Annotated in this window: 19 protein-coding genes, 1 pseudogene and 1 other annotated feature; of the genes and pseudogenes, 17 read left to right on the top strand and 3 right to left on the bottom strand. The window is 49.2% G+C overall.

Features of this window, described 5'->3' with window-relative positions:
• The first annotated feature begins 9 nt into the window (after positions 1-9).
• Positions 10-1,293, top strand: coding sequence for a hemolysin family protein (locus tag R7V76_RS00520; protein WP_318090810.1), 1,284 nt, complete (start codon positions 10-12; stop codon positions 1,291-1,293).
• 81 nt (positions 1,294-1,374) lie between these two features.
• Here R7V76_RS00520 and R7V76_RS00515 read toward each other — a convergent pair whose 3' ends face one another.
• Both R7V76_RS00515 and R7V76_RS00510 read right to left on the bottom strand, forming a co-directional pair.
• Positions 1,375-1,917 carry a transcription repressor NadR gene (locus R7V76_RS00515; protein ID WP_318090808.1) on the bottom strand — a complete coding sequence of 181 codons (543 nt, stop codon included), beginning with the start codon at positions 1,915-1,917 and terminating at the stop codon, positions 1,375-1,377.
• A gap of 2 nt (positions 1,918-1,919) precedes the next feature.
• Positions 1,920-3,029 (bottom strand): cysteine desulfurase family protein, encoded by a 1,110-nt coding sequence (locus R7V76_RS00510; RefSeq protein WP_318090806.1) that lies wholly within the window; start codon positions 3,027-3,029, stop codon positions 1,920-1,922.
• 97 nt (positions 3,030-3,126) lie between these two features.
• On the opposite strand from R7V76_RS00510, the gene R7V76_RS00505 reads away from it, so the two are divergent.
• The 16 genes and pseudogenes from R7V76_RS00505 to R7V76_RS00430 all read left to right on the top strand — a co-directional run bounded on the left by R7V76_RS00505 (position 3,127) and on the right by R7V76_RS00430 (position 22,855).
• Positions 3,127-4,557 carry an L-aspartate oxidase gene (locus R7V76_RS00505; RefSeq protein WP_318090804.1) on the top strand — a complete coding sequence of 477 codons (1,431 nt, stop codon included), beginning with the start codon at positions 3,127-3,129 and terminating at the stop codon, positions 4,555-4,557.
• The gene (gene nadC, locus R7V76_RS00500; protein ID WP_318090803.1) at positions 4,526-5,368 is read left to right on the top strand and encodes a carboxylating nicotinate-nucleotide diphosphorylase; all 843 of its coding nucleotides are present in this window, start codon (positions 4,526-4,528) and stop codon (positions 5,366-5,368) included. Before R7V76_RS00505 ends, nadC begins: the two co-directional genes overlap by 32 nt.
• Positions 5,358-6,455, top strand: coding sequence for a quinolinate synthase NadA (nadA, locus tag R7V76_RS00495; RefSeq protein ID WP_318090800.1), 1,098 nt, complete (start codon positions 5,358-5,360; stop codon positions 6,453-6,455). Before nadC ends, nadA begins: the two co-directional genes overlap by 11 nt.
• 215 nt (positions 6,456-6,670) lie before the next feature.
• Entirely contained in the window at positions 6,671-7,264 is a 594-nt protein-coding gene (gene ruvA, locus R7V76_RS00490) for a Holliday junction branch migration protein RuvA (protein ID WP_012370967.1), read from the top strand.
• 4 nt (positions 7,265-7,268) lie between these two features.
• On the top strand, positions 7,269-8,264 hold the full coding sequence (ruvB, locus tag R7V76_RS00485; RefSeq protein WP_026832440.1) for a Holliday junction branch migration DNA helicase RuvB: 996 nt from the start codon (positions 7,269-7,271) through the stop codon (positions 8,262-8,264).
• A 2-nt stretch (positions 8,265-8,266) separates the two neighbouring features.
• Positions 8,267-9,310, top strand: coding sequence for a tRNA preQ1(34) S-adenosylmethionine ribosyltransferase-isomerase QueA (gene queA, locus R7V76_RS00480; protein ID WP_318090796.1), 1,044 nt, complete (start codon positions 8,267-8,269; stop codon positions 9,308-9,310).
• Positions 9,307-10,452 carry a tRNA guanosine(34) transglycosylase Tgt gene (tgt, locus tag R7V76_RS00475; RefSeq protein ID WP_026827829.1) on the top strand — a complete coding sequence of 382 codons (1,146 nt, stop codon included), beginning with the start codon at positions 9,307-9,309 and terminating at the stop codon, positions 10,450-10,452. Before queA ends, tgt begins: the two co-directional genes overlap by 4 nt.
• A 71-nt stretch (positions 10,453-10,523) precedes the next feature.
• A complete protein-coding gene (yajC, locus tag R7V76_RS00470) occupies positions 10,524-10,814 on the top strand; it encodes a preprotein translocase subunit YajC (protein WP_012370963.1) in 291 nt (96 codons plus the stop codon).
• A 153-nt stretch (positions 10,815-10,967) separates the two neighbouring features.
• Positions 10,968-13,179: pseudogene (gene secD / locus R7V76_RS00465) on the top strand (protein translocase subunit SecD).
• 69 nt (positions 13,180-13,248) lie between these two features.
• Positions 13,249-15,558, top strand: coding sequence for a single-stranded-DNA-specific exonuclease RecJ (gene recJ / locus R7V76_RS00460; protein WP_318090791.1), 2,310 nt, complete (start codon positions 13,249-13,251; stop codon positions 15,556-15,558).
• Positions 15,537-16,055 carry an adenine phosphoribosyltransferase gene (locus R7V76_RS00455; RefSeq protein ID WP_012370959.1) on the top strand — a complete coding sequence of 173 codons (519 nt, stop codon included), beginning with the start codon at positions 15,537-15,539 and terminating at the stop codon, positions 16,053-16,055. Before recJ ends, R7V76_RS00455 begins: the two co-directional genes overlap by 22 nt.
• 139 nt (positions 16,056-16,194) lie before the next feature.
• Positions 16,195-18,393: a RelA/SpoT family protein gene (locus R7V76_RS00450; RefSeq protein WP_318090782.1), complete on the top strand. Its 2,199-nt coding sequence runs from the start codon at positions 16,195-16,197 to the stop codon at positions 18,391-18,393.
• A 13-nt stretch (positions 18,394-18,406) separates the two neighbouring features.
• Positions 18,407-18,844, top strand: a complete 438-nt coding sequence (dtd, locus tag R7V76_RS00445; RefSeq protein ID WP_318090780.1) for a D-aminoacyl-tRNA deacylase — start codon at positions 18,407-18,409, stop codon at positions 18,842-18,844.
• A gap of 56 nt (positions 18,845-18,900) precedes the next feature.
• Positions 18,901-19,124 (top strand) — a binding site (T-box leader).
• A gap of 40 nt (positions 19,125-19,164) precedes the next feature.
• Positions 19,165-20,445 (top strand): histidine--tRNA ligase, encoded by a 1,281-nt coding sequence (hisS, locus tag R7V76_RS00440; RefSeq protein WP_318090778.1) that lies wholly within the window; start codon positions 19,165-19,167, stop codon positions 20,443-20,445.
• A complete protein-coding gene (gene aspS / locus R7V76_RS00435) occupies positions 20,442-22,208 on the top strand; it encodes an aspartate--tRNA ligase (protein ID WP_318090776.1) in 1,767 nt (588 codons plus the stop codon). Before hisS ends, aspS begins: the two co-directional genes overlap by 4 nt.
• 59 nt (positions 22,209-22,267) lie before the next feature.
• Positions 22,268-22,855, top strand: a complete 588-nt coding sequence (locus tag R7V76_RS00430) for a DNA-3-methyladenine glycosylase (protein WP_318090774.1) — start codon at positions 22,268-22,270, stop codon at positions 22,853-22,855.
• A gap of 86 nt (positions 22,856-22,941) precedes the next feature.
• Here the strand turns inward: R7V76_RS00430 and R7V76_RS00425 are convergent, their stop codons facing one another.
• The gene (locus tag R7V76_RS00425) at positions 22,942-23,064 is read right to left on the bottom strand and encodes a hypothetical protein (RefSeq protein ID WP_012370953.1); all 123 of its coding nucleotides are present in this window, start codon (positions 23,062-23,064) and stop codon (positions 22,942-22,944) included.
• Positions 23,065-23,093: the final 29 nt, after the last annotated feature.

The raw sequence follows: 23,093 nt of genomic DNA, 5'->3' as shown, positions 1-23,093 counted from the left end.
GAGAGCATCGTGGACCCACTTCCCGCGATTCAGATCATCTGGTTTTTCGTCCTGCTTGTCATCTCGGCCTTTTTCTCCTCGTCTGAAACCGCCTTGTCGAGTGCAAACCGGTTACGGATTTTGCATCAGTCAGAGGAGGGGAGCCGTCGTGCGACCCAGGCTCTTCGTCTGTTGCAACGGTATGAGGAGACGCTGACCGCCATCTTAATCGGAAACACCTTGTCTAACCTTGGTGTCGCAATGATTGGTGGCTGGTTAGCGATGACGGTATCGGCGGAGCTATTGGTACAAATCAGTATTGTTTTCCTGACGTTTCTGTTCATCTTGTTATTTGGGGAGCTCATTCCTAAATCCTATGCCCGGGAACATGCGGAAACGTATGTGTTTTGGATCAGTGGTCCGCTGCATGTCTGTCTGAGTCTCTTTAAACCGGCGATCTTCCTGTTTCTGAAATTACGACAGGTTGCGTTGTTGCTGATTGGGGCCGATCCGAAAGGACCGCTTGTCACCGAACAGGAATTACGCGCTTTAGTTGATATCAGTGAAGAAGAAGGTGTCATGGATGAAGCGGGAGCGGAAATCGTGCATCGGGCGGTTGACTTTAAGAATGTCACGGTCGAAGAAGCACTGACACCGCGAACGAATATTCAGGCAATCGACATTGATGCCGGTTTTGATGAAATTTTACGTGAAGTGCAAAAAGGCGGATTCTCGCGTTTGCCGGTCTATAAGGATTCGATTGATCACATCATCGGCGTTTTATCAGAACGTGACTTTTTACGGGAATTCGTCAAGCACGGACGTGTCGAGATTCGCGAGTTGATTCGTCCGGTTTCGTTTGTCGTTCCGCAAACCCATATCATTGATTTGCTGCCGGAATTAAAAGTCAAACAGTCACATATGGCTGTTGTACTGGATGAGTTCGGAGGAACAGCCGGTTTGATTACACTGGAGGATATTCTCGAGGAACTGGTCGGAGAGATTTGGGATGAACATGATGAATCACTCGAATACACGAAACAGGTGAGTCCGAACCGGTATGAATGTCTGGCGGAGTATGACATCGAAGATTTTTGTCATCAATTTGACTTGGCGATGCCGGAAACGGAAGCGCAGTCGCTTGGGGGCTGGATCATGGAAGATGTCGGTCATATTCCGGAAGTGGGGACTCAGATGGTGTATGGACCGTTGACCTTGACCGTCCTGCACGTCGAAAATCGGCGGGTCCAAACCGTTTCAGCCGTGTTCTCACAACATGAACCATCAGAAGGAACGGACGATTTAAACGTCTGATCCATATAACAAAAAGGCCCGTTCCGATTAGGAATGGGCCTTTTGTCATGAAAGGATGTATTTAAAAAGTCATCATCGGGATTAAACATCGAGTTCTGAAACAAGAATACCGAGGCGATCAAGCGCATCAATCGCGGCATGTAACGCTTCTTCGTTATCCGCTTCCAGTGTATGGATGTGGACACCATCCGTCAAAGTGGATAAAGGCGTCGCCTGCGTTTCTTCCAGCTGTTCAATCAACGCCCGGACATCACGGCGGCTTTTCAGCATCAATTCTCCTGTCAAAAAGCCATAGACGGGATGTTCGACGATGACATCACGGATGATGACACCTTCGTCGACGACAGCGTCACACTCTGCTTTTAATTGATCACTGCCGTGCCGGCAAACGACTTTTCTCATATGACGGGATCCGTCGAGCTCCGGATGATTTAATAAATATCCTCTTGCGGTCGCAACGACAGGATATCCTTTTGCTTTTAGCAACGATAAATCCTGCACGATGACCTGGCGGCTGACACCTGCCTGCTTCGCCAACTTCGTTCCTGTGACGGGCCGTTCGCTTTGTTGAATGATTTCTAACAACTCTTGCCGGCGTTCTTCTCCGGACTGTCTTCTTCCCATGATCATTCCTGCCTTTCCAATTGATCTGATTCCTCCAGAGAACAGAGAACATCGAGACATCGCTCCACTTCCTCGGCTGTCGTCATCCGACCGAAACTGAGTCGAATCAATCCATGAGCCGCCGACTCATCAAAACCAATCGCCCGTAAAGTCGAGTTGGGGCCGTTTTCACCTGCACGACAGGCACTTCCCGCCGAGACGGCAATTCCGGCACGGTTCAGGGCGAGGAGGACGAATTGACCATCCCGTTGTTTCGTATGAATGGCACAAATCGAATGAAGTTGCTGAGGGGACTCAATGATTTGATAATAAGCAGCTGGAAGTCTTTTTTTTAGCATACCACGAAATCTTTTGCTCGATGCTTGGATCTGTTGATTTTCCTGAAGATAACGGTGACATGCCATCATGAAAGCGGCGATTCCCGGGACATCGACGGTTCCCGGCCGGATTCCGAATTCGTGGTGCGCCTCATAATAGGGACTGAACAGGGGATGACGCAAATAGACGGCACCGAGTCCTTTTGGTCCATAAACTTTATGGCTGCTGACCGTATAAGCTTCGACGTCGGTCAAATCAACCGGGTCCTTCAAAAAACCTTGAATTCCGTCGCAGTGGAACAGAATATCTTTTTTTCGGCAAAAGGCGGCAATCGCGGCAACCGGAAAGATGAATCCTGTTTCTGAGTTCACCTGCTGGATGGAGACGACGCCGACCTCCTCCGTACACGCTTGTTCGAACAAGTCCCAGTCGAATTCACCGGTCGTCTTTAAATCGAGTGCCTGCCAATGGACTGCCCACCGTTGCAAAGGAAGTAAAACAGAATCGTGTTCCGATTTAAGTGTCAAGACAGTTGTCTTATTAGTTTGGCGGAGAAGATGCCTTAAAGCGATGTAATTAGCTTCAGACCCACTGCCCGTAAATATAATTGTTCCTTCCGTCACACCGAGCCATTGCATTAATTTATTCCGAGCCTGTTCGAGCAGTTGAAGGGCGTCTTCTCCCGTATCATGGAGCGAAGAACTGTTGCCGTAGGCCCGTTCTGCCGTGTCCCGATACTGTTCGAGGGCATCCGGGTGCATAGGTGTCGTTGCCGCGTGGTCTAAATAAATCATCAATTATCGTATCCTTTCATCTTGTCACTCAGCTAAAAATATGCCAAACTTATTGTCAAGTCAATAGTAAATATAAATGTATAGAGGTGTTTTTCATATGTCTTTACATAAAACAGAAGAAGTGGATGTTTTAATCATCGGGACAGGACTAGCTGCCGTCTCGGTTGCCCTGCATCTCCCGGCTGATCTGAATGTTATTCTCGTCTCAAAAGGAACAAGGACAGAAACAAATTCGATGCGGGCGCAAGGCGGAATTGCGTCAGCGTATCTCGAAGCCGACCATATCAGCCATCAAGCGGATACGAAGCAGGCGGCAAAAGGGCGGACCGATGAAACGGTGATTTCTTTTATCACCGCAACCGGAAAACAGGTGATTCCGGAACTCGAAGCGTTTGGAGTTACGTTTGATCGTCAGGTGACAGGAGCATACGCTTTAGGTCAGGAAGGGGCGCACTCGTTACCGCGGATTTTTCACAGTGGCGGGGATCAAACAGGAGAACGAATCATGACGCAACTGTTTCGACAGCTCAAACATCCTGTCATGGAAAACACAGTCATCACGGAATTGTTGACTGATCACCGACAGGTTGTCGGAGCACGGGGATATCAAGGTGAAACACCGATTGTCTTTTCAGCCCGGTCTGTCATCCTGGCGACAGGAGGCATCGGCGGACTGTTTACAGCCTCGACGAACGAACCAAGCTTGACCGGTGACGGTTTAGCTTTGGCTGCTCAGGTCGGTGCCGGTCTATCAGATTTAGGTTATATCCAACATCATCCGACCGTTCTGTTACATGACGGCGTCAGTCACGGCTTGATTACGGAAGCTTTACGTGGCGCCGGTGCTTTTTTGATGACGGCAGACGGGAGGCGCGTGATGGCGGATCATCCGCAAGGCGACTTGGCGGCCCGGGATGAAGTGGCGATGAGAATCACGACAGTACGAGAGCAGGAAGCAGTTTATCTCAATACGACGCCTGTCGAACATTTGCAAACACGCTTTCCAACATTTGTTGAAAAATGTGAAATATTGAACATATTGCCCGATATTGTCGAAGTCACGACCGGTGTGCACTTTTTAATGGGCGGAATCAAAACGGATCGTTGCGGACGGACGACTGTTCCGGGACTGTATGCAGTCGGCGAGGTCGCTTCAACAGGCTTGCACGGGAAAAATCGACTAGCCTCGAACTCACTTCTCGAATGTTTTGTGATGGGCAAAGAACTGGCGTTACGACTCCAGTTGCCGCCCCGTCTGCCGTTACCTGAAAAACAGTTTAAAGAAAACGAAGAGACGGTGGCACTTGACCCGTCATGGGCAGAAGCGCTGGCCGTCCATCTCGATGAAACCGTACTTAAACAAACCCTCGAAACCTTCAAAAACCGACCCGAGGAACGGGCAACAGGGCGGGACGCTGAACTGAACCGCCTGCATCTGATGACGGCAAAGCTGTTGCTTGAAGGCGCAATTCAACGACTAAAAGGAGAACAACCACATGAACAGATGGTATCTACGACGACAGCTTGAGGATTTTTTGGTGGAGGACATCGGGCATCAGGATGTGACGAGTGAGGTATGTTTGACCGGCGATGAACTCGGAACCGGTCACTTCATGTCGAAAGAGGACGGTATTTTTTGCGGTGAAGCGGTATTGGTCGAACTAGCCCGACTGCTCGGAGTCGAACACGAAACACTTGTCCGGGACGGAGAACCGATATTCCGGGGACAAGTCGTCGCGAAGTGGTCCGGACGGTTACAAGCGATTTTGACGGGAGAGCGGGTCGCATTGAATCTGATTCAGCGGACATCCGGAATCGCGACATTGACGGATCAGGCCGTCCGTCTGGTCGCCGGGAACGTCCGGATTGCGGATACCCGTAAAACAACACCGGGACTCCGGATGCTTGAGAAACATGCGGTTCGAGTCGGGGGCGGATTTAATCACCGCGGTCGACTCGATGACGCCGTCATGATCAAAGATAATCACATCACCGTCGCCGGTTCGATTACAGCAGCTGTCCGTCGGGCGAAGGCGCAAGTCGGTCATACGACACCGATTGAAGTCGAAGTCGAGACCGGTGAAGAGGTCAAGGAAGCAGTCGCGGCGGGAGTTGACATCATCATGCTCGACAACCGGACACCGGAAGAAATCAAACAGTTCCGGTCATGGATTCCGAAATCGATCACCGTTGAATTGTCTGGCGGGATTACTTTGGATACGTTGCCGGCTTATAGCGAATGCGGGGCAGATTACATTTCACTCGGTGCATTGACCCATTCAGCACCGGCGTTAGACATCAGTATGAAAATTGCGGGAGGAAAAAAAGATGAGTCTTGATTTGTTTACAGAGCAGGGGATTCCAAAAACGTATTTAGAAAAAACAGATACAGAATTAGTCGCGATCATCAAAGGTATTAAAGAACGGATGGGCTCACGATTATTTTTACCGGCGCATCATTATCAAAAAGATGAGGTCGTTCAGTTCGCCGATGCGACCGGAGATTCACTCCAACTCGCCCAACTGGCGAAACAGATGACAGATGCAGAATATACTGTTTTTTGCGGCGTTCATTTCATGGCAGAGACGGCGGATATGCTGACGGATCAAACGCATACGGTCGTCTTACCGGACATGCGGGCCGGTTGCTCAATGGCTGATATGGCAAACGGATTCCAGACGGAACGGGCATATGAGATATTGACGAACCGGTTGGGCCGATCGATTCTCCCGCTGACCTATGTCAATTCAACAGCTGAAATCAAAGCGTTTGTCGGACGGCACGGCGGAGCGACGGTCACGTCATCGAATGCCGTTCAGATGGTCGAGTGGGCACTCGGGGAACGCGAGATTCTCTTTTTCCTGCCTGACCAACATCTCGGGCGAAATACGGCACACGCTTTAGGGATTCCCCTGGAACAGATGGCGGTCTGGGATCCGATTGCGGATCGGTTGATCTTCGACGGAATGGATGAGGATATCCGGGTCGTCCTGTGGAAGGGACATTGTTCCGTCCATGAGAAGTTTACGGTCGGACAAATTGAACAGTTCCGTCAAGCGGATCCGGAGCGGAAAATTCTTGTCCATCCGGAATGTTCCTTTGAGGTCGTCGCAGCCTCAGACCTGAACGGTTCGACAGCCTATATCATCGATCAAATCAAACGGGCGGAACCGGGGACAAAATGGGCGATCGGTACAGAGATGAACTTAGTGCAACGACTGGCGAACGATTATCCGGAACTTGATATCGTTTCCTTGAATCCCTTCATGTGTCCGTGTCTGACGATGAACCGGATTGATTTACGACACCTCGCCTGGTCGCTCGAACAAATTGAAGCCGGACAGCCGGTCAATATCATCACCGTTGATACGGAAACGACACGATATGCGGTACTTGCACTCGAACGGATGCTCGAACGTTCTTAATCGCCCGAAAAGAAAAGTCAATCTGAACCATTTACGTACTACGAACCAGAGAAAGGAATGTCGCATTCCGCTTTTCTGGTTCGTTTTTTGAGTAGTTTAGAAGAGATGAATTTCCATCGTGACCGTCTTTGGTGGAAAGAATTACGTTTTGAAGAGCCTCCTCGTTATATGCTACAATAACATGAGAGTTTGTTAATGGATGGGAGCGTTCTAAAGTGATAGAATTCGTACGCGGCGAAGTCGCTTATGTCTGTGCGGAATTCGTGACGATCGAGGTCGGGGGGATTGGCTACAAAATCGTAGCACCGAACCCGTTTTTTTATCGGACCGGAGACGAACAGGTTATCGTATATACGTATCATTATGTCAGAGAAGACCAGGAAGTTTTGTTCGGTTTCCGTTCAAGACGGGAACGGGCGCTGTTCACAAAATTGCTTGGCGTGACAGGAATCGGTCCTAAAGGATCACTCGCCATCGTGGCGTCCGGAGACGTCGATGCGCTTGTGGAAGCGATTGAGCAGGAAAAGGAAAGTTATTTGATCAAGTTCCCCGGTGTCGGCAAAAAGACGGCGAAGCAGATGACTCTTGATTTAAAAGGGAAGTTGGCAGAGCTCGCACCGGATTATATTCCGAGCGAAGGATTGTTTGCCCAAGGAAATGCGGAATTAAATGAAGCATGTGAAGCGTTGACGGCACTTGGATACAGTGAGCGGGAAGTCGAAAAAGTCAAAAAAGCACTTCAAGGTGAAGTGTTGTCGACGGATCAATACGTGAAGCGGGCGTTGCAGTTGTTATTGAATGTGAGGTGAGAACGTGGAAGAACGGATTTTGTCAGAATCCGCACATGCGGAAGATCAGGAAGAGTGGAGTTTACGTCCTCAGACGCTTGATCAATACATCGGTCAAGAGAAGGCAAAAGGCAATTTAAGTGTCTTTATCCAAGCGGCAAAAATCCGTCAGGAAACACTGGACCACGTCCTTTTATACGGTCCTCCCGGTCTTGGTAAGACGACGCTTGCGACGATCATTGCCAATGAGATGGGGGTCGGCATCAAGACGACAGCCGGACCGGCGATTGAACGTCCGGGCGATTTGGCTGCCATTTTATCTTCGCTCGAACCGGGAGATGTCTTGTTCATCGATGAGATTCACCGGTTAAGCCGGTCGATTGAGGAGATTCTTTATCCGGCGATGGAGGACTATTGTCTCGATATCGTCATCGGTCAAGGCGAACTCGCCCGCAGTGTGCGGATTGATTTACCGCCGTTTACCCTTGTCGGAGCAACGACGCGGGCCGGTATGTTATCGGCTCCGCTTCGAGACCGGTTTGGAGTGACGCTGAAACTCGAGTACTATACGATGCCGGAACTGTCGGCGATTGTTACGCGGACGTCCCGCTTGTTCGGTTTTGAAGCGGACCGGATGGCAGCGGAAGCGATTGCACTCCGTTCCCGGGGAACTCCCCGTGTCGCTAACCGTCTGTTGCGGCGTGTCCGTGATTTTGCACAAGTCGCACACCAAACGGCAATCGATGCGACACTTGCAACGAGCGCCCTTGATCGTCTGCATGTGGATGCACTCGGTCTGGATGATGTCGATCACCGTCTGTTACGTTCGCTTGCCGAACGTTTTGCCGGCGGACCGGTCGGGCTTGAAACAATTGCTGCGACGATCGGTGAAGATGCGCAGACGATTGAAGATGTCTATGAACCATACTTGCTTCAACAAGGATTTTTACAACGCACACCACGCGGTCGTGTTTTGACGCCGTTTGCGCGGCAACATTTAGGATTGAAAGAAGGAAACTAAAGATGGATGTAAATTTATTTGATTTTCATTTACCGGAAGAACAGATCGCGCAAGTGCCGTTGCTCGATCGGACCAGTTCGAAGCTGATGGTCGTCAATCGGGAAACCGGCGCCCTTCGGCATGAAACGTTTCATGATATCGTCTCGTATTTTAATGCGGGAGATACTCTTGTCATCAATGATACGAAAGTTTTGCCGGCACGCCTCTTTGGTGTCAAGGAAGAGACTGGCGGCAAAATCGAACTGCTGTTACTCAAACAGACAAGCGATGACGTCTGGGAGACGCTCGCGAAACCGGCGAAACGCGTCAAACCGGGAACGGTTCTGTCCTTTGGTGACGGGTTGCTCCGCGCAGAATGTGTCGAAGCACTCGAAGACGGCGGACGGATTCTGAAGTTCTCGTATACCGGAATTTTTTATGAAGTACTCGATCAACTCGGAACGATGCCGTTGCCGCCCTATATCCACGAACAACTTGAAGACCAGGATCGTTACCAGACAGTTTACGCCCGGGAACGGGGAAGTGCGGCAGCTCCGACAGCCGGTCTTCACTTTACGCCGGAACTGTTACAAGCCTTGACGGATAAAGGCGTTCAGCTTGCGCCGTTGACGTTGCACGTCGGACTCGGGACATTCCGTCCGGTCTCTGTCGATGACGTCGACAGCCACAAAATGCACAGCGAATACTACGAGTTACCGGAGTCTTCCGCTAAGATTTTACGTGAGACCCGCAAAAACGGCGGTCGGATCATTGCGGTCGGAACGACTTCGACACGAACGCTTGAGACCGTCATCCGCGATCACGGAGATTTTGTTGAAGCTTCCGGTTGGACAGATATTTTCATCTATCCTGGTCAGGAAATCAAAGGAATCGACGGATTGATTACAAACTTCCACTTGCCGAAGTCGACGTTGATCATGCTCGTATCCGCTTTATCGACCCGCGAACACATATTACATGCCTATGAAGAAGCTGTTGCGCAAAACTACCGATTCTTTAGTTTCGGAGACGCAATGTTCTTAACGAGAGAGGAATTAAACCGATGACAAAACATGCAGTAACGTACGAACATATCAAGACTTGTAAACAATCTGGTGCGCGGTTAGGAATCGTCCATACGCCGCACGGCAGCTTCGAGACTCCTGTTTTCATGCCGGTCGGGACACAAGCGACGGTCAAGACGATGGCGCCGGAACAGATCAAAGACATGAACGCGAACATCATTCTGTCAAACACGTATCATTTGTGGGTCCGTCCAGGACATGATGTCATCAAGGAAGCCGGCGGTCTGCATAAATTCATGAACTGGGACGGTGCGATTTTAACCGATTCGGGCGGATTCCAAGTCTTTTCACTCGCTGATTTGCGCAACATCACGGAAGAGGGGGTTAACTTCCGCAACCATTTGAACGGGGATAAATTGTTCCTGTCACCGGAAAAAGCGATGGAAATCCAGAATGCCCTCGGTTCGGATATCATGATGGCGTTTGATGAGTGTCCGCCATTCCCGGCTTCTCACGAATACATGAAAGCGTCGGTCGAGCGGACAAGCCGCTGGGCGGAACGTTGCCTTGAAGCTCATGAACGGCCGCAGGATCAAGCCTTGTTCGGGATTATTCAAGGTGGCGAGTATGAAGATTTACGCCGTCAAAGCGCACGCGATCTCGCATCGCTTGATTTCCCGGGTTACGCGGTCGGCGGTCTGTCGGTCGGAGAACCAAAAGACGTCATGTATCGTGCCCTTGATTTCACGACACCACTCATGCCGGAAGACAAGCCACGTTATTTGATGGGCGTCGGTTCGCCGGATGCCTTGATTGAAGGGGCGATTCGCGGGATTGACATGTTTGACTGTGTCTTGCCGACCCGGATTGCCCGAAACGGTACGTTGATGACATCAAGCGGGCGGCTCGTCGTCCGGAATGCGAAATATGCCCGTGATTTCCGTCCGCTCGACGAAAAATGTGATTGCTACGCCTGTAAGAATTACTCGCGTGCTTATATCCATCACTTGATCCGGGCACAGGAAACATTTGGTCTGCACCTCTGTTCGACACATAATCTTCACTTCCTCGTCAAGTTGATGGAAGGCGTCCGGCAAGCGATTCGCGAAGATCGTCTGCTTGATTTCAAGGACGAATTCTTTGAAGAATACGGCTATAATTTACCGAACGCGAAGAATTTCTGATAAATGGTCTGACAATTCCATTCTTTTTACGGTATAATGAACGTGATTTGAATGAAAAGGAGCTGACTCAGATGCAACAACTATTGACATTCCTCCCGATGATCTTGATCTTCGTGGTGTTTTATTTCTTGTTGATTCGTCCACAGAACAAACGCCAGAAGCAAGTGCGTGAGATGCAAACCCAGTTATCACGCGGTGACTCGATCGTAACGATCGGTGGCCTTCATGGGGTCGTACAAAAAGTAGATGAGACAACCGTCACATTGAAGTCGGGTAACGCGCAATTGACGTTTAACCGAAGTGCGGTCGCAGAAGTTACGAAAAAAACTACGACTGTCATGGACGACGAAATCGTCGAATAAGGCTCGAAAAAGACGCTTTCCGAATTCGGAAGCGTCTTTTCTGTTTATATATGAGAAAAACGATTGCTAAGATTACCAATTCTTATGTAAGCTAGGATAGGATAAGAAAGTTGTCTGAAAATATACAGGGATTGAGAGAAAGGACAATGTAGCATGATTAAGAAGGGAAAACTGGCCACGTTCTTCATCATCGTTGCCGCGCTGCTCGTTTTGATTGGCACGACATCGAATTGGCTCTTAAAAGACACCAAACTCGGTCTGGACTTAAAAGGCGGATTTGAAGTCTTGTATGAAGTACAACCACTAAAAGAAGGCGACGTCATCGATTCTAATGCGATGAGTGCAACGTTGACGGCAATCGAAAACCGAGTCAACGTCCTTGGTGTTTCGGAACCGGACATCCGGATCGAAGGAGACAACCGGATTCGTGTCCAACTGGCAGGTGTCAAAAATCAAAGTGAAGCCCGTCAGATTTTATCCTCGACTGCCGAACTGTCATTCCGGGACATCAACGACAAAGTGTTACTTGATGGATCAGACTTAAAGGCTAAAGGAGCGAAAGTCGGATACGATCCGCAAACAAACGCACCGCTCGTCGAACTGACAATGAAATCAAAAGAAAAATTTTATGAAGTGACACAACAAGTGTCGAAAATGCAACCTCCTGCCAATCGTCTTGTCATCTGGCTCGACTATGAAAAAGGCGATACGTATGAAAAAGAGATTCAAAAAGAAAACTCTAAAATTGTCTCCGATGCATCGGTCCAACAGCCGATCAACTCGGATAAAGCCATCATTTCCGGTGGTGACATCACAGCAGAATACGGGAAGCAACTATCCTCCATCTTAAACGCCGGAGCATTGCCGGTTAAGTTGGATGAAATCTACTCGACGTCTGTCTCGGCCGCATTTGGTCAAGATGCCCTCGACCAGACATTGTTTGCGTCGATGATCGGTGTTGCAGCCGTCTTCTTGTTCATGTTGCTGTTTTACCGCGTATCCGGTTTCGTATCGATCATTACCTTGTTGTTCTATATCTATCTCGTCATGATCTTCTTTAACGGAATTAACGCCGTACTGACCTTACCGGGAATCGCGGCCCTTGTCCTTGGAGTCGGGATGGCGGTGGATGCCAATATCATCACGGCAGAACGGATCAAAGATGAACTCCGAAGCGGGAAATCTGTCTTGTCTGCTTTCAAAGCTGGTAACCGCCGCTCATTTGGTACGATTCTTGATGCCAACTTGACGACGTTGATTTCTGCAGGCGTGTTGTATTACTTCGGAACGAGTACCGTCAAAGGATTCGCGATCATGCTGATGGTCTCGATTGCCGTAACGTTCGTCACGAATGTTTTCATCTCGCGTTACCTGATGCAACTTCTCGTCAGCAGCCGATGGTTTGATAAGAAGAAAACCTGGTTTGGCGTAAAGGAGAGTGAAATTCGTGAACTTTAATCCTACGAAATTTGATTATGTAAAACACCGGAACATTTACTTTATCATCACGATTGCCCTTGTCGTCATTTCTGTTTTGTTGCTGACATTCCGCGGCCTAAACCTCGGGATTGACTTTACCGAAGGAACACGGGTTGAAATTTCTTCAACGAACACCATTAAGGAATCGGAGGTTCGTTCCGTTATCGAGGATGCCGGAATTGATGCAGCCGAAATTAACGGTATCCAATTTGCCCAAGGCGGCAAGCTCGCGAACGTGACGTTCGTCGGAGAATTTGAACAAGAACAAATTTCAAAAATGAAAGACGTCATTGAAGCGAAATATAAGAAAGAACCAAGCATCTCGACCGTATCCGCACAGGTTGGTCAGGAAATCGCCCGTAACGCGATTTATGCCGTCTTACTGGCTTCGCTTGGAATCGTCATCTACGTCTCGTTCCGTTTCCAACCGTTATACGGGATTGCGACCGTTCTTGCCCTGCTCCATGATGCCTTGATGATTATTGCGTTCTTCTCACTGTTCCAGATTGAAGTTAATCTGTACTTCATCGCAGCGATTTTGACCATCATCGGGTATTCGGTTAATGATACGATTGTTACCTTTGACCGAATCCGGGAAAATCTGGGTCTTGCCGAAAAAGGCGGCCGCCAGGTGACATTCAGCGAATTGTCGCATATCGTCAACGAGTCGATTCAACAAACAATCATTCGTTCGATTAATACGGTCGTCACAGTCATCATGACGGCAGCGGCGCTCTATATCTTCGGTAGTGAAGCCATCCGTGGATTCAGCCTTGCCTTATTGGTGGGTCTGTTCATGGGGATGTATTCTTCGATTTTCATTGCAGCCCAACTGTGGCTCGTCATGAAAGGCCGGACGCTCAAATCATCTAAACAAGCCTCATAACCTGACCCGTGTTAGCTATCGCTAACGCGGGTTTTGTTCTATAATGATGGAGTTGATTGGAGGGATTAGATGTATCATTCAAAGAAAACATGGATCGACAAAGACGTCGATTCGCTTAAAATAGACGAATTAGCCGACCAGGTGAACGTATCCCGGCAAGTCGCGCACTTGCTTGTTCAGCGGGGATTTGATACTGCCGATCAAGCCAAGGCGTTTTTGGAAACGGATCAAACGGCGTTTCACGATCCTTTTTTGTTCCAGGATATGACCAAAGTGATCACCCGGATCCAGCAGGCGGCAGATGAAGGTGAAATGATTTTGATTTACGGTGACTACGATGTCGACGGTGTCAGTTCCGCTGCGATTTTATGGCATGCGTTGATTGAAATCGGTGCGATGGCGGAATGCTACATTCCGAATCGGTTTACGGAAGGTTACGGACCAAACGAGGCGGCGTTCCGCTGGGCAGCAGATGAAGGCTTCGGTCTCGTCATCACGGTCGACTGCGGGATTTCCGGCATCGAGGAAGCGGCTGTCTTAAAAGAACTCGGCGTCGATTTAATCATTACCGATCACCATGAAGCAAAAGAAGTCTTGCCGGACGCTTTTGCCATGATTCATCCGGGTGTCGATTCCAACTATCCGTATTCGAAGCTCGCCGGAGCGGGTGTAGCCTTTAAGGTCGCCCACGCGCTGCTTGGTCGTCTACCGGAAGAATTGCTTGATTTGGCGGTACTCGGAACAATTGCCGATTTAGTTCCGCTGATCGGCGAAAACCGTTTGCTTGCAGCAAAAGGAATTGAAGCGTTAAACGCCAGTGAACGACCGGGTATTTTGGCATTACGGAAAGTCTGCAGTCTCGTCGAAGACGAGCTGACGGAAGAATCAGTCGGATTTGCCTTCGGTCCCCGGATTAATGCGGCCGGACGTCTCGACTCGGCGATGCCGGCGCTTGAGATGCTGCTGGCGGAAACGATGGAAGAAGCGGAACCGCTCGCCGAGCAGCTTGATCAGCAAAACAAACAACGGCAGGATATCGTCAAAAAAATTGCCGAAGAAGCGACGGCGCTCGTGGAGCAGCATTTTTTATCGGATCGTGTTTTAGTCGTTGATTCCGATCAATGGAATCCTGGTGTCGTCGGAATCGTCGCCTCCCGGCTCGTCGAAAAGTATCATCGTCCGGTCATTCTGTTGTGTCACGATGCAGAAAAAGGAACGGCCAAAGGATCAGGACGTTCGATTGCAGCCTTTGACCTTTTTGCCGAATTGAATCAGACGGCTGACATCTTACCGCACTTCGGAGGACATCCGGCGGCTGCCGGGATGACATTGTCATCAGAAAACGTCCCGGTGCTGCGGGAACGGTTGAATGCCCAAGCGGCAAGTCTGCCGGACGAAGCATTCATCGCGACGACGGAGATTGATTTACGTTTACGTGTCTCGGATGTCTCCATCGGTTTGATTGAAGAGATGGGAAGGTTGGCACCGTTTGGTATGGGAAATCCGTCGCCGCGTGTCGTCGTCGAAGGCGCCAACATTCGGGACTTGAAACGAATCGGGCGTGATTTGACGCACTTGAAGGTTCTTGTGACGGACGGGAAAACCGAACTTGATGGTATCGGATTCGGGTTTGGAGATGCCGTTGACGAAGTATCATCGCTCGCTGAAGTTTCATTGATGGGGAGTCTGAACATCAACGAATGGAACGGTTTCCGTAAACCGCAACTGATGATTCAGGATCTGGCCGTCGTGGATTATCAATTGTTCGATTACCGTGGTGGGAAAAAACCGTTAACGGATTTATTTGAACTTCCGCATGACGCGACGACATATGTTGCATTTTCGGAAGAAACGCAATCCAAATATGCCGAGCGTCCGCTGAACGGAGAGGTGAAGGCAAATGTTGTCTTTTTGGATTTGCCGGAAGAAGAAGCGGCTTTCTTGCCGTATTTAAAAGATGCCGAACGGATTTACTGTGCGTTTAAGGACGAAGGGTACTATTTTGAGACGATTCCGTCACGGGAAGAGTTTAAACATTATTTCAATTACTTCGCGAAATGTCCCCGCGATGAGCTCCGAATCGGACTTGTTCGTTTGTCGAAATCGCGAAAATGGTCGAAACGTTCGATTAACTTTATGCATTCAGTGTTTTCGGAACTGGATTTTCTTGTTACAATGGAGGACGGGTTGCCGGGTGTAAACCCGAATGCTGAAAAACGGGACTTGACGGAAGCTGCGACGTACAAGCGTCATGAGGAACGTCAACGTCTTGAGCAACAATACATTTATTCGTCACTCGCTCAGTTGAAAGAGCGTTTTGATACTTTGGTAGAAGCGGCGAAGCAGGAGGAAATGACATGGAGTTCAAACAGCATATAAAAGAGGTCGAAAACTGGCCGAAAGAAGGAATCAGTTTCAAAGATATCACATCCCTGATGCAGAACGGTCCTGCTTATAAGCAGTCAGTCGATGCCTTGATCGACTATGCCCGTAAGCAAGGCGCAGACGTCATCGCCGGACCGGAAGCACGCGGATTTGTTGTTGGATGCCCAGCAGCATACGCGATGGAAATCGGATTCGTCCCAGTTCGTAAAGAAGGAAAGTTACCGCGTGAGACAGTCCGTGTCGAGTATGGTCTTGAGTACGGGAAAGATGTCTTGACGATGCACCACGATGCGATCCAACCAGGACAACGCGTCGTCATTCTCGATGATTTACTGGCAACAGGCGGTACGATCGAAGCGACAATCAAAATGATTGAGCAACTTGGTGGAACGGTTGCCGGAATCGGATTCCTGATCGAACTTGACGGTTTAGGCGGACGTGAAAAATTAGAAGGATACGATATTTTATCCTTGATTCGTTACGCAGATTAATGAATAAGCAATACCTTCTCGACGGTGGTCGGGGGGGTATTTCTTTTTATTTTGACATATTATCAAAATTTCACGATAATAGAGGATATATATTAGGGATTCAGCGTAATCAATCCCGGGGACTGGGTGAGGATAAGGGATGACAAATAAACAAATCGTAAATGTAGAAGACCTTCTCGCTCGATGTGCGGAGTACATGACAGAGGCAGAAGTCAAAGATATCGAACGTGCCTATCAATTCGCAAAAGACGAGCATGATGGACAATTTCGTCGATCGGGTGAACCTTACATCATTCACCCCGTTCAAGTAGCGGGGATACTAGTGGATATCGGTTTGGATGCGACAACGATTGTTGCCGCGCTTCTTCATGATGTCGTCGAGGACACCGATATTACGCTGGAAGAACTTACGGAACAGTTTGGAGCAGATGTCACAATGCTTGTCGATGGTGTGACGAAGCTTGGTAAAATCAAATACAAATCGAAACGGGAAGAACTCGCTGAAAATCACCGGAAGATGTTTATCGCGATGGCTGAAGATATTCGTGTCATCTTGATTAAGCTGGCTGACCGTTTGCACAATATGCGGACTTTGCAACATATGGTTAAAGAGAAACAAGTGCAAAAGGCGGAAGAAACGCTTGAAATCTTCGCACCACTTGCCCATCGTCTCGGGATTTCGACGATCAAATGGGAACTGGAAGACATCAGCCTGCGTTACATCAATCCGCAACAGTATTACCGGATCGTCTCGATGATGAAACAGAAACGGACCGAACGGGAAGCGCTCGTCACGTCTGTCATCGACGAAGTCAACGAGGTCCTTGAAGAAGTCGAGATTGCAGCCGAGGTCGATGGTCGCCCTAAGCATATCTATTCCATTTATAACAAGATGCAAAACTCGAAAAAAGAGTTCAGCGAAATTTATGACTTGATGGCCGTGCGGATCATTGTCGACTCCATCAAGGATTGTTACGCAGTCCTCGGAATCATTCATACGCAGTACAAACCGATGCCGGGACGCTTCAAAGACTATATTGCTATGCCAAAACCGAACATGTACCAGTCGTTGCATACAACGGTCATCGGGCCGAAGGGTGAACCGCTTGAAGTGCAAATTCGGACACGCGATATGCATTTCATCGCCGAGTACGGAATTGCCGCGCACTGGGCTTACAAAGAAGGGAAAGAGCAGGAAGCAAAATCAGGTTTTGAAGATAAGATCGCTCATTTCCGTGAAATCTTAGAATTACAAAAAGATACGGCGGATGCAGAAGAATTCATGGAATCGGTTAAAGTCGATTTCTTCAGTGATATGCTGTACGTCTTCACACCTAAAGGCGACGTCATCGAGTTGCCGAAAGGTTCGGTTCCGATTGATTATGCGTACCGGATTCATACGGAGATCGGGCACCGCACGATCGGCGCGAAAGTCAACGGACGGATGGTTCCGATCGATTATAAACTCAAGACCGGGGACATCATCGAAATCGTGACGTCGAAGCACAGTTACGGTCCAAGTAAGGACTGGTTGAAGATTTGTGTCTCGAGTCAGGCGAAAAACAAAATCCGTCAATGGTTCAAACGCCAGCAACGGGAAGAAAACGTCTCGAAAGGCCGCGAATTGATTGAGGCGGAAGTCAAAAAACTTGGTTTTGAACCAAAAGAAGTCATCAACGAGAAAACGCTCGAGGACGTCACGCGGAAGTTCAATTTTTCGCAAGAGGAAGATATGTATGCGGCAGTCGGCTATCATGGATTGACCGCGGCTCAAGTCGCTCATAAATTGACGGAAAAATTGCGCAAAGATAAAGAGTCGAAAAATCTTGAGTTAAACGAAGCGATCAGCGGAATGAAGACGTTTGACCGGCCGAAGAAACAAAATCCGGAAGGCGTTCGTGTCAAAGGCATCGACAACATGCTGGTCCGTATGAGCCGTTGCTGCAATCCGGTTCCGGGTGATGATATCGTCGGGTATATCACCCGCGGTCGCGGTGTTTCGATTCACCGGTCCGATTGTTTGAATGTGATTCATGAACAGAATCCGGAACGGTTGCTTGAAGTCGAATGGGAACATGAAGGCAAGACGGTCAAGAGCTATAACGTCGAAATCGAAATTTCCGGTTTTGACCGGGCAGGGCTGCTGAATGACGTCCTCCAATCGGTGTCAGCGATGAACACGAATATCGTAGCTGTCAGCGGTAAGGGAGACGACAGCAAACAGGCCAAGATTTCAATGACGATCGCAATCGACAACGTCAATCACCTGCAAAAGGTCGTCGATCGGATTAAACAAATATCAGACGTGTATGCCGTGCATCGCGTCATGATGACATAAGGAGCGGATAGAAATGCGAGTCGTATTACAACGGGTCAAAGAAGCAAGCGTGACGGTCGAAGGGACGATTACCGGTCAAATCGATCAAGGATTTCTTTTACTCGTCGGGGTCACGCATGATGATACGCTGGAGCAAGTCAACTGGTTGGCGGACAAGATTGCCGGGTTACGTGTGTTCGAGGATGAAGAAGAACGGATGAACCTGTCGCTTCAGGATGTCGAAGGGAAAATTTTATCGGTGTCCCAGTTCACCTTATACGGAGACGTCAAAAAGGGTCGTCGTCCTGCTTTTACAGAAGCGGCCAAGCCTGATGTTGCAAATGAGTTGTATGAAGCGTTTAACGCCCGTTTACGTCAGCAGGGAATCATCGTTGAGACCGGACAGTTCGGAGCGATGATGGACGTCGCACTCGTCAATGACGGACCGGTGACGTTGATTCTTGAAAAGTGACCAAAGTCTTGACAGGATCTTTTGGACGAGGCAATATAAAGGATAACAGAACGAATTAAGAACCGATGACGAAGAAGAGTAATTTAGATCTCGGCTGCATAGAGAGTCGCTCCCCGGCTGAAAGAGCGATCAGACGAACTAGATGAAAGACCCTTTTGAGGTATTTTCCTGAAACGAACAGAGTAGGGGAAATCGTAAGCAGGCGTTAACTGCACCGAGTGGCTGAGATTTTTCAGCAACCAGGGTGGTACCACGGGATCTTCAAGTTCTCGTCCCTTTGCGGACGAGGGCTTTTTTTGTATTCAAAAGGAGGAATTAGGATGAAATTACCACGCGGAACGTTTGATGTACTTCCCGGTACAGTGGAACGCTGGCAGTATATTGAAAACCAATTGCGGGAGATCAGTAAACGGTATAACTACAAAGAAATCCGGACACCGATTTTCGAAGAAACAGAGCTGTTTAAACGCGGTGTCGGTGAGACGACGGACATCGTTCAAAAAGAGATGTTCATGCTTGAAAAACGCGGCAAAGAACAATTTACGCTTCGTCCGGAAGGGACAGCAGCGGTCGTTCGGTCATTCGTGACGAATAAACTGTACGGTGCTGCCAATCAGCCCGTCAAACTTTTTTATATCGGACCGATGTTCCGTTACGAGCGCCCGCAAGCCGGACGTTTCCGTCAACTGCACCAATACGGTGTCGAGGCACTCGGCAGTGAAGAGCCGGCCATCGATGCAGAAGTCATCAGCCTGGCGATGAGCATTTACCGCTCATTCGGACTGAAAAAACTGAAGCTTGTCATCAACTCGCTCGGAGACAGCGAAAGCCGTGCCGCGCACCGGGAAGCACTCGTTAATCACTTTAAGCCGGTCGCTCACGAGTTATGTCAGGATTGTCAAAACCGTCTTGAAGCGAATCCGCTTCGCGTACTCGATTGTAAAGTCGACCGGAATCACCCGAGCATGGCGACAGCCCCGTCGATCCTCGACTTTTTGAACCCGGCTTCGAAAGAGTACTTCGATCAAGTCCTGCTGCACCTGGATGCGCTTGGTATCGAATACGTGATTGATCCGACCCTTGTCCGGGGACTTGATTACTACAATCACACGTCATTTGAAATCATGTCGGAAGCAGAAGGTTTCGGTGCGATTACGACACTTTGCGGCGGCGGACGGTATAACGGACTCGTCGAACAAATTGGCGGACCGGCCACACCGGGAATCGGATTTGGAATCGGGATTGAACGTCTGTTGATGGCGCTTGAAAATGAGAGAGTCCTGCCGGAAATCGATGATGCGATTGATGTCTTCATCGTCGCGCAAGGCAACGAAGAAGTTGAAAAAACGGCGACACGTTTGTTGCAGTTGATGCGTCTTGAAGGACTTGCCGCGGACCGTGATTATCTCGGACGGAAGTTTAAAGGACAATTCAAAGCGGCTGACCGTTTGAAAGCCCGTTTTACCGTCATTCTCGGAGACGAAGAAGTCGAGCGCGGAGCGGCTGCGTTAAAAGACATGTCGACCGGCGAACAGATTGATGTGCCATTATCAGCTGTTGCCGATACGATTGTCGCGAAATTAAAGGAGGAAGTACAATGATCGGACGTACACATATGAACGGAACCGTAACAGAGGAAACGATCGGCCAAGCCGTTCAACTAAAAGGATGGGTCCAAAAACGACGTGACCTCGGGGGATTAATTTTCCTTGATCTTCGTGACCGGACCGGTATCGTCCAAGTCGTCTTCCAACCGGAAAACGAACAGGCGCACCGTCTGGCGGAATCGATTCGCTCGGAATACGTGCTCGACATTAAAGGAACAGTCGTCCAGCGTGAAAATCCGAACCCGAACATTCCGACCGGCCAAGTCGAAGTCGTCGCAGACGAAGTCATCATCTTAAACGCTTCGAAAATGACGCCGTTCCCGATCAGTGAAGAAGCGGAACAGACATCGGAAGATCTTCGTCTGAAATACCGCTACCTTGATCTCCGTCGTCCGTCATTACAAGAAACATTCCGTCTGCGTTCGAAAGCTTCGAATATCATGCGGAACTTCCTTGACGAACAGGACTTCCTCGAAGTCGAAACACCGATCTTAACGAAATCGACACCGGAAGGCGCGCGTGACTATCTCGTTCCGAGTCGTGTTCACCCGGGTGAGTTTTATGCCTTGCCGCAATCACCGCAGTTGTTTAAACAGTTATTGATGGTATCGGGCTTTGAGCGGTACTTCCAGATTGCCCGTTGTTTCCGTGATGAAGATTTACGGGCCGACCGTCAACCGGAATTCACGCAAGTCGATATCGAAACGAGTTTCATGGACGTCGAAGACCTGTATGCGATGATGGAATCGATGATGACACGTGTCATGAAAGAAACGCTCGGAAAAGACATCACGACGCCGTTCCCGCGGATGCCGTATGCGGAAGCGATGAGCCGGTTCGGTTCGGATAAGCCGGATACACGGTTTGGTCTTGAGTTGATTGATGTGGCGGAAGCGGTCACAGGAGCAGGCTTCAAAGTCTTCGACATGGCACTTGAATCCGGTGGTGAAGTCAAAGCCTTGAATGTCAAAGGAGCAGCCGATCAGTTCTCCCGCAAAGACATCGATAAATTACAAGAGTTTACAGCGATTTACGGTGCCAAAGGTCTTGCATGGGTTAAAGTAACAGCCGACGGACTGAACGGTCCGATTGCAAAGTTCTTTGATGAGACAGCAACAGCCCGACTCGTCGAAGCGACGGCAGCAGAAGCCGGTGATTTACTTGTGTTCGTCGCGGCAAAAGCGTCGATCGTTGCCGACAGTCTCGGTGCCCTTCGTCAAAAACTCGGGAAAGAGCTTGGTTTGATTGACGAAACTGTCTTCAACTTCCTTTGGGTAACGGACTTCCCACTCGTGACGTTTGAAGAAGCGGACGGTCGTTTTTATGCGAACCACCACCCGTTCACGATGCCACGCCGGGAAGATCTCGATAAACTCGAGACAGACCCGGGCAGTGTCCTTGCTGTTGCCTATGACCTTGTCTTGAACGGTTATGAGCTCGGTGGCGGATCACAACGGATTTACGAACGTGATATTCAAGAGCGGATGTTTAAATTGCTTGGTTTCACGGAAGAAGAAGCCAACGAACAATTTGGTTTCCTGATGGAAGCATTTGAGTATGGCACACCGCCGCACGCCGGTATCGCACTTGGTCTTGACCGTCTGATCATGTTGCTTGCCGGTCGGACGAACTTACGCGATACGATTGCGTTCCCGAAAACAGCTTCGGCGAGCGATCTGTTGACAGCGGCACCAAGCCCGGTCTCAGATGCACAATTGAATGAACTGTCGATCCGGACAGCCGTCAAACAATCATAATACCAACAGATTTCCTTCGATCTTGAAGGGAATCTGTTTTTTTATAAGGGGGATTGAAAATGGAACGAACATTTTTTGAGCGGTCACCGGTTGAGGTGGCACCGGAATTGTTAGGGAGTCTGTTGACGGTCGAACACGTTACGATGCGGATTGTTGAAGTGGAAGCATACCTCGGTCCACACGATCAAGCCGCCCATTCTTACAGTGGACGACCGACGAAACGGACCGCGCCGATGTTTGGCCCGGCCGGTCATATCTATGTGTATTTCACCTATGGCATGCATCATTGTTTGAACATCGTCTGCGGAGAAGTCGGACAAGGATACGGGATTTTACTTCGCGGAGCGGAAATCGTCACCGGACACGATTTAGTTGCTGACCGCCGTTTCGGGAAGCCGTATGCGGAACTGACCAAAACCGAGCAAAAAAATCTCGTCAACGGTCCCGCTAAATTATGCCAGGCCTTCGGATTGAAGACGGATGATTCAGGTGCCGATCTTTACACGGATCACCGGTTTCGCATCGAAAACGGTCAAGTGACAGAAGTCGTCCAGACGACGCGGATCGGGATTCCGAATGCGGGGGAAGCAACATCATATCCATGGCGGTTTTACGAACGGGAAAGCCATGGGGTCAGTAAAAAATAAACAGTCTAAAAAAAGATGTACCGCTGATGGATACATCCTGACATCAAAAAACGTGTTTCTCTTCTCAGAGAAACACGTTTGCTGTTTTATCGTTTTGGTGTGTTGATTGATTTTTTAGATTGTTGCTTTTTATAGAATTTGTAGACGATCGGTCCAACCGTCGTAGCAAGCGTGATCAATGTTCTTAATTTACCTTTTTTAGCAGCCATGAAATGTTTCACTCCTTAGTAAGTTGTAC

Origin of the sequence: Exiguobacterium artemiae, assembly GCF_033342815.1 — a bacterium.
Lineage (GTDB): Bacteria > Bacillota > Bacilli > Exiguobacteriales > Exiguobacteriaceae > Exiguobacterium_A > Exiguobacterium_A artemiae_A.
The sequence above is the reverse complement of the archived record's forward strand: the minus strand, read 5'-3'. Positions and strand labels throughout refer to the sequence as shown.

Bases quoted from the DNA above. Each gene is read 5' to 3' on its own strand.
- R7V76_RS00510 (WP_318090806.1), bottom strand. From the start codon at position 3,029: ATGATTTATTTAGACCACGCGGCAACGACACCTATGCACCCGGATGCC.
- yajC (WP_012370963.1), top strand. From the start codon at position 10,524: ATGCAACAACTATTGACATTCCTCCCGATGATCTTGATCTTCGTGGTG.
- R7V76_RS00515 (WP_318090808.1), bottom strand. From the start codon at position 1,917: ATGGGAAGAAGACAGTCCGGAGAAGAACGCCGGCAAGAGTTGTTAGAA.
- aspS (WP_318090776.1), top strand. From the start codon at position 20,442: ATGATCGGACGTACACATATGAACGGAACCGTAACAGAGGAAACGATC.
- tgt (WP_026827829.1), top strand. From the start codon at position 9,307: ATGACAAAACATGCAGTAACGTACGAACATATCAAGACTTGTAAACAA.
- R7V76_RS00450 (WP_318090782.1), top strand. From the start codon at position 16,195: ATGACAAATAAACAAATCGTAAATGTAGAAGACCTTCTCGCTCGATGT.
- nadA (WP_318090800.1), top strand. From the start codon at position 5,358: ATGAGTCTTGATTTGTTTACAGAGCAGGGGATTCCAAAAACGTATTTA.
- recJ (WP_318090791.1), top strand. From the start codon at position 13,249: ATGTATCATTCAAAGAAAACATGGATCGACAAAGACGTCGATTCGCTT.
- R7V76_RS00430 (WP_318090774.1), top strand. From the start codon at position 22,268: ATGGAACGAACATTTTTTGAGCGGTCACCGGTTGAGGTGGCACCGGAA.
- hisS (WP_318090778.1), top strand. From the start codon at position 19,165: ATGAAATTACCACGCGGAACGTTTGATGTACTTCCCGGTACAGTGGAA.
- R7V76_RS00455 (WP_012370959.1), top strand. From the start codon at position 15,537: ATGGAGTTCAAACAGCATATAAAAGAGGTCGAAAACTGGCCGAAAGAA.
- dtd (WP_318090780.1), top strand. From the start codon at position 18,407: ATGCGAGTCGTATTACAACGGGTCAAAGAAGCAAGCGTGACGGTCGAA.
- R7V76_RS00425 (WP_012370953.1), bottom strand. From the start codon at position 23,064: ATGGCTGCTAAAAAAGGTAAATTAAGAACATTGATCACGCTTGCTACG.
- R7V76_RS00505 (WP_318090804.1), top strand. From the start codon at position 3,127: ATGTCTTTACATAAAACAGAAGAAGTGGATGTTTTAATCATCGGGACA.
- queA (WP_318090796.1), top strand. From the start codon at position 8,267: ATGGATGTAAATTTATTTGATTTTCATTTACCGGAAGAACAGATCGCG.
- nadC (WP_318090803.1), top strand. From the start codon at position 4,526: ATGAACAGATGGTATCTACGACGACAGCTTGAGGATTTTTTGGTGGAG.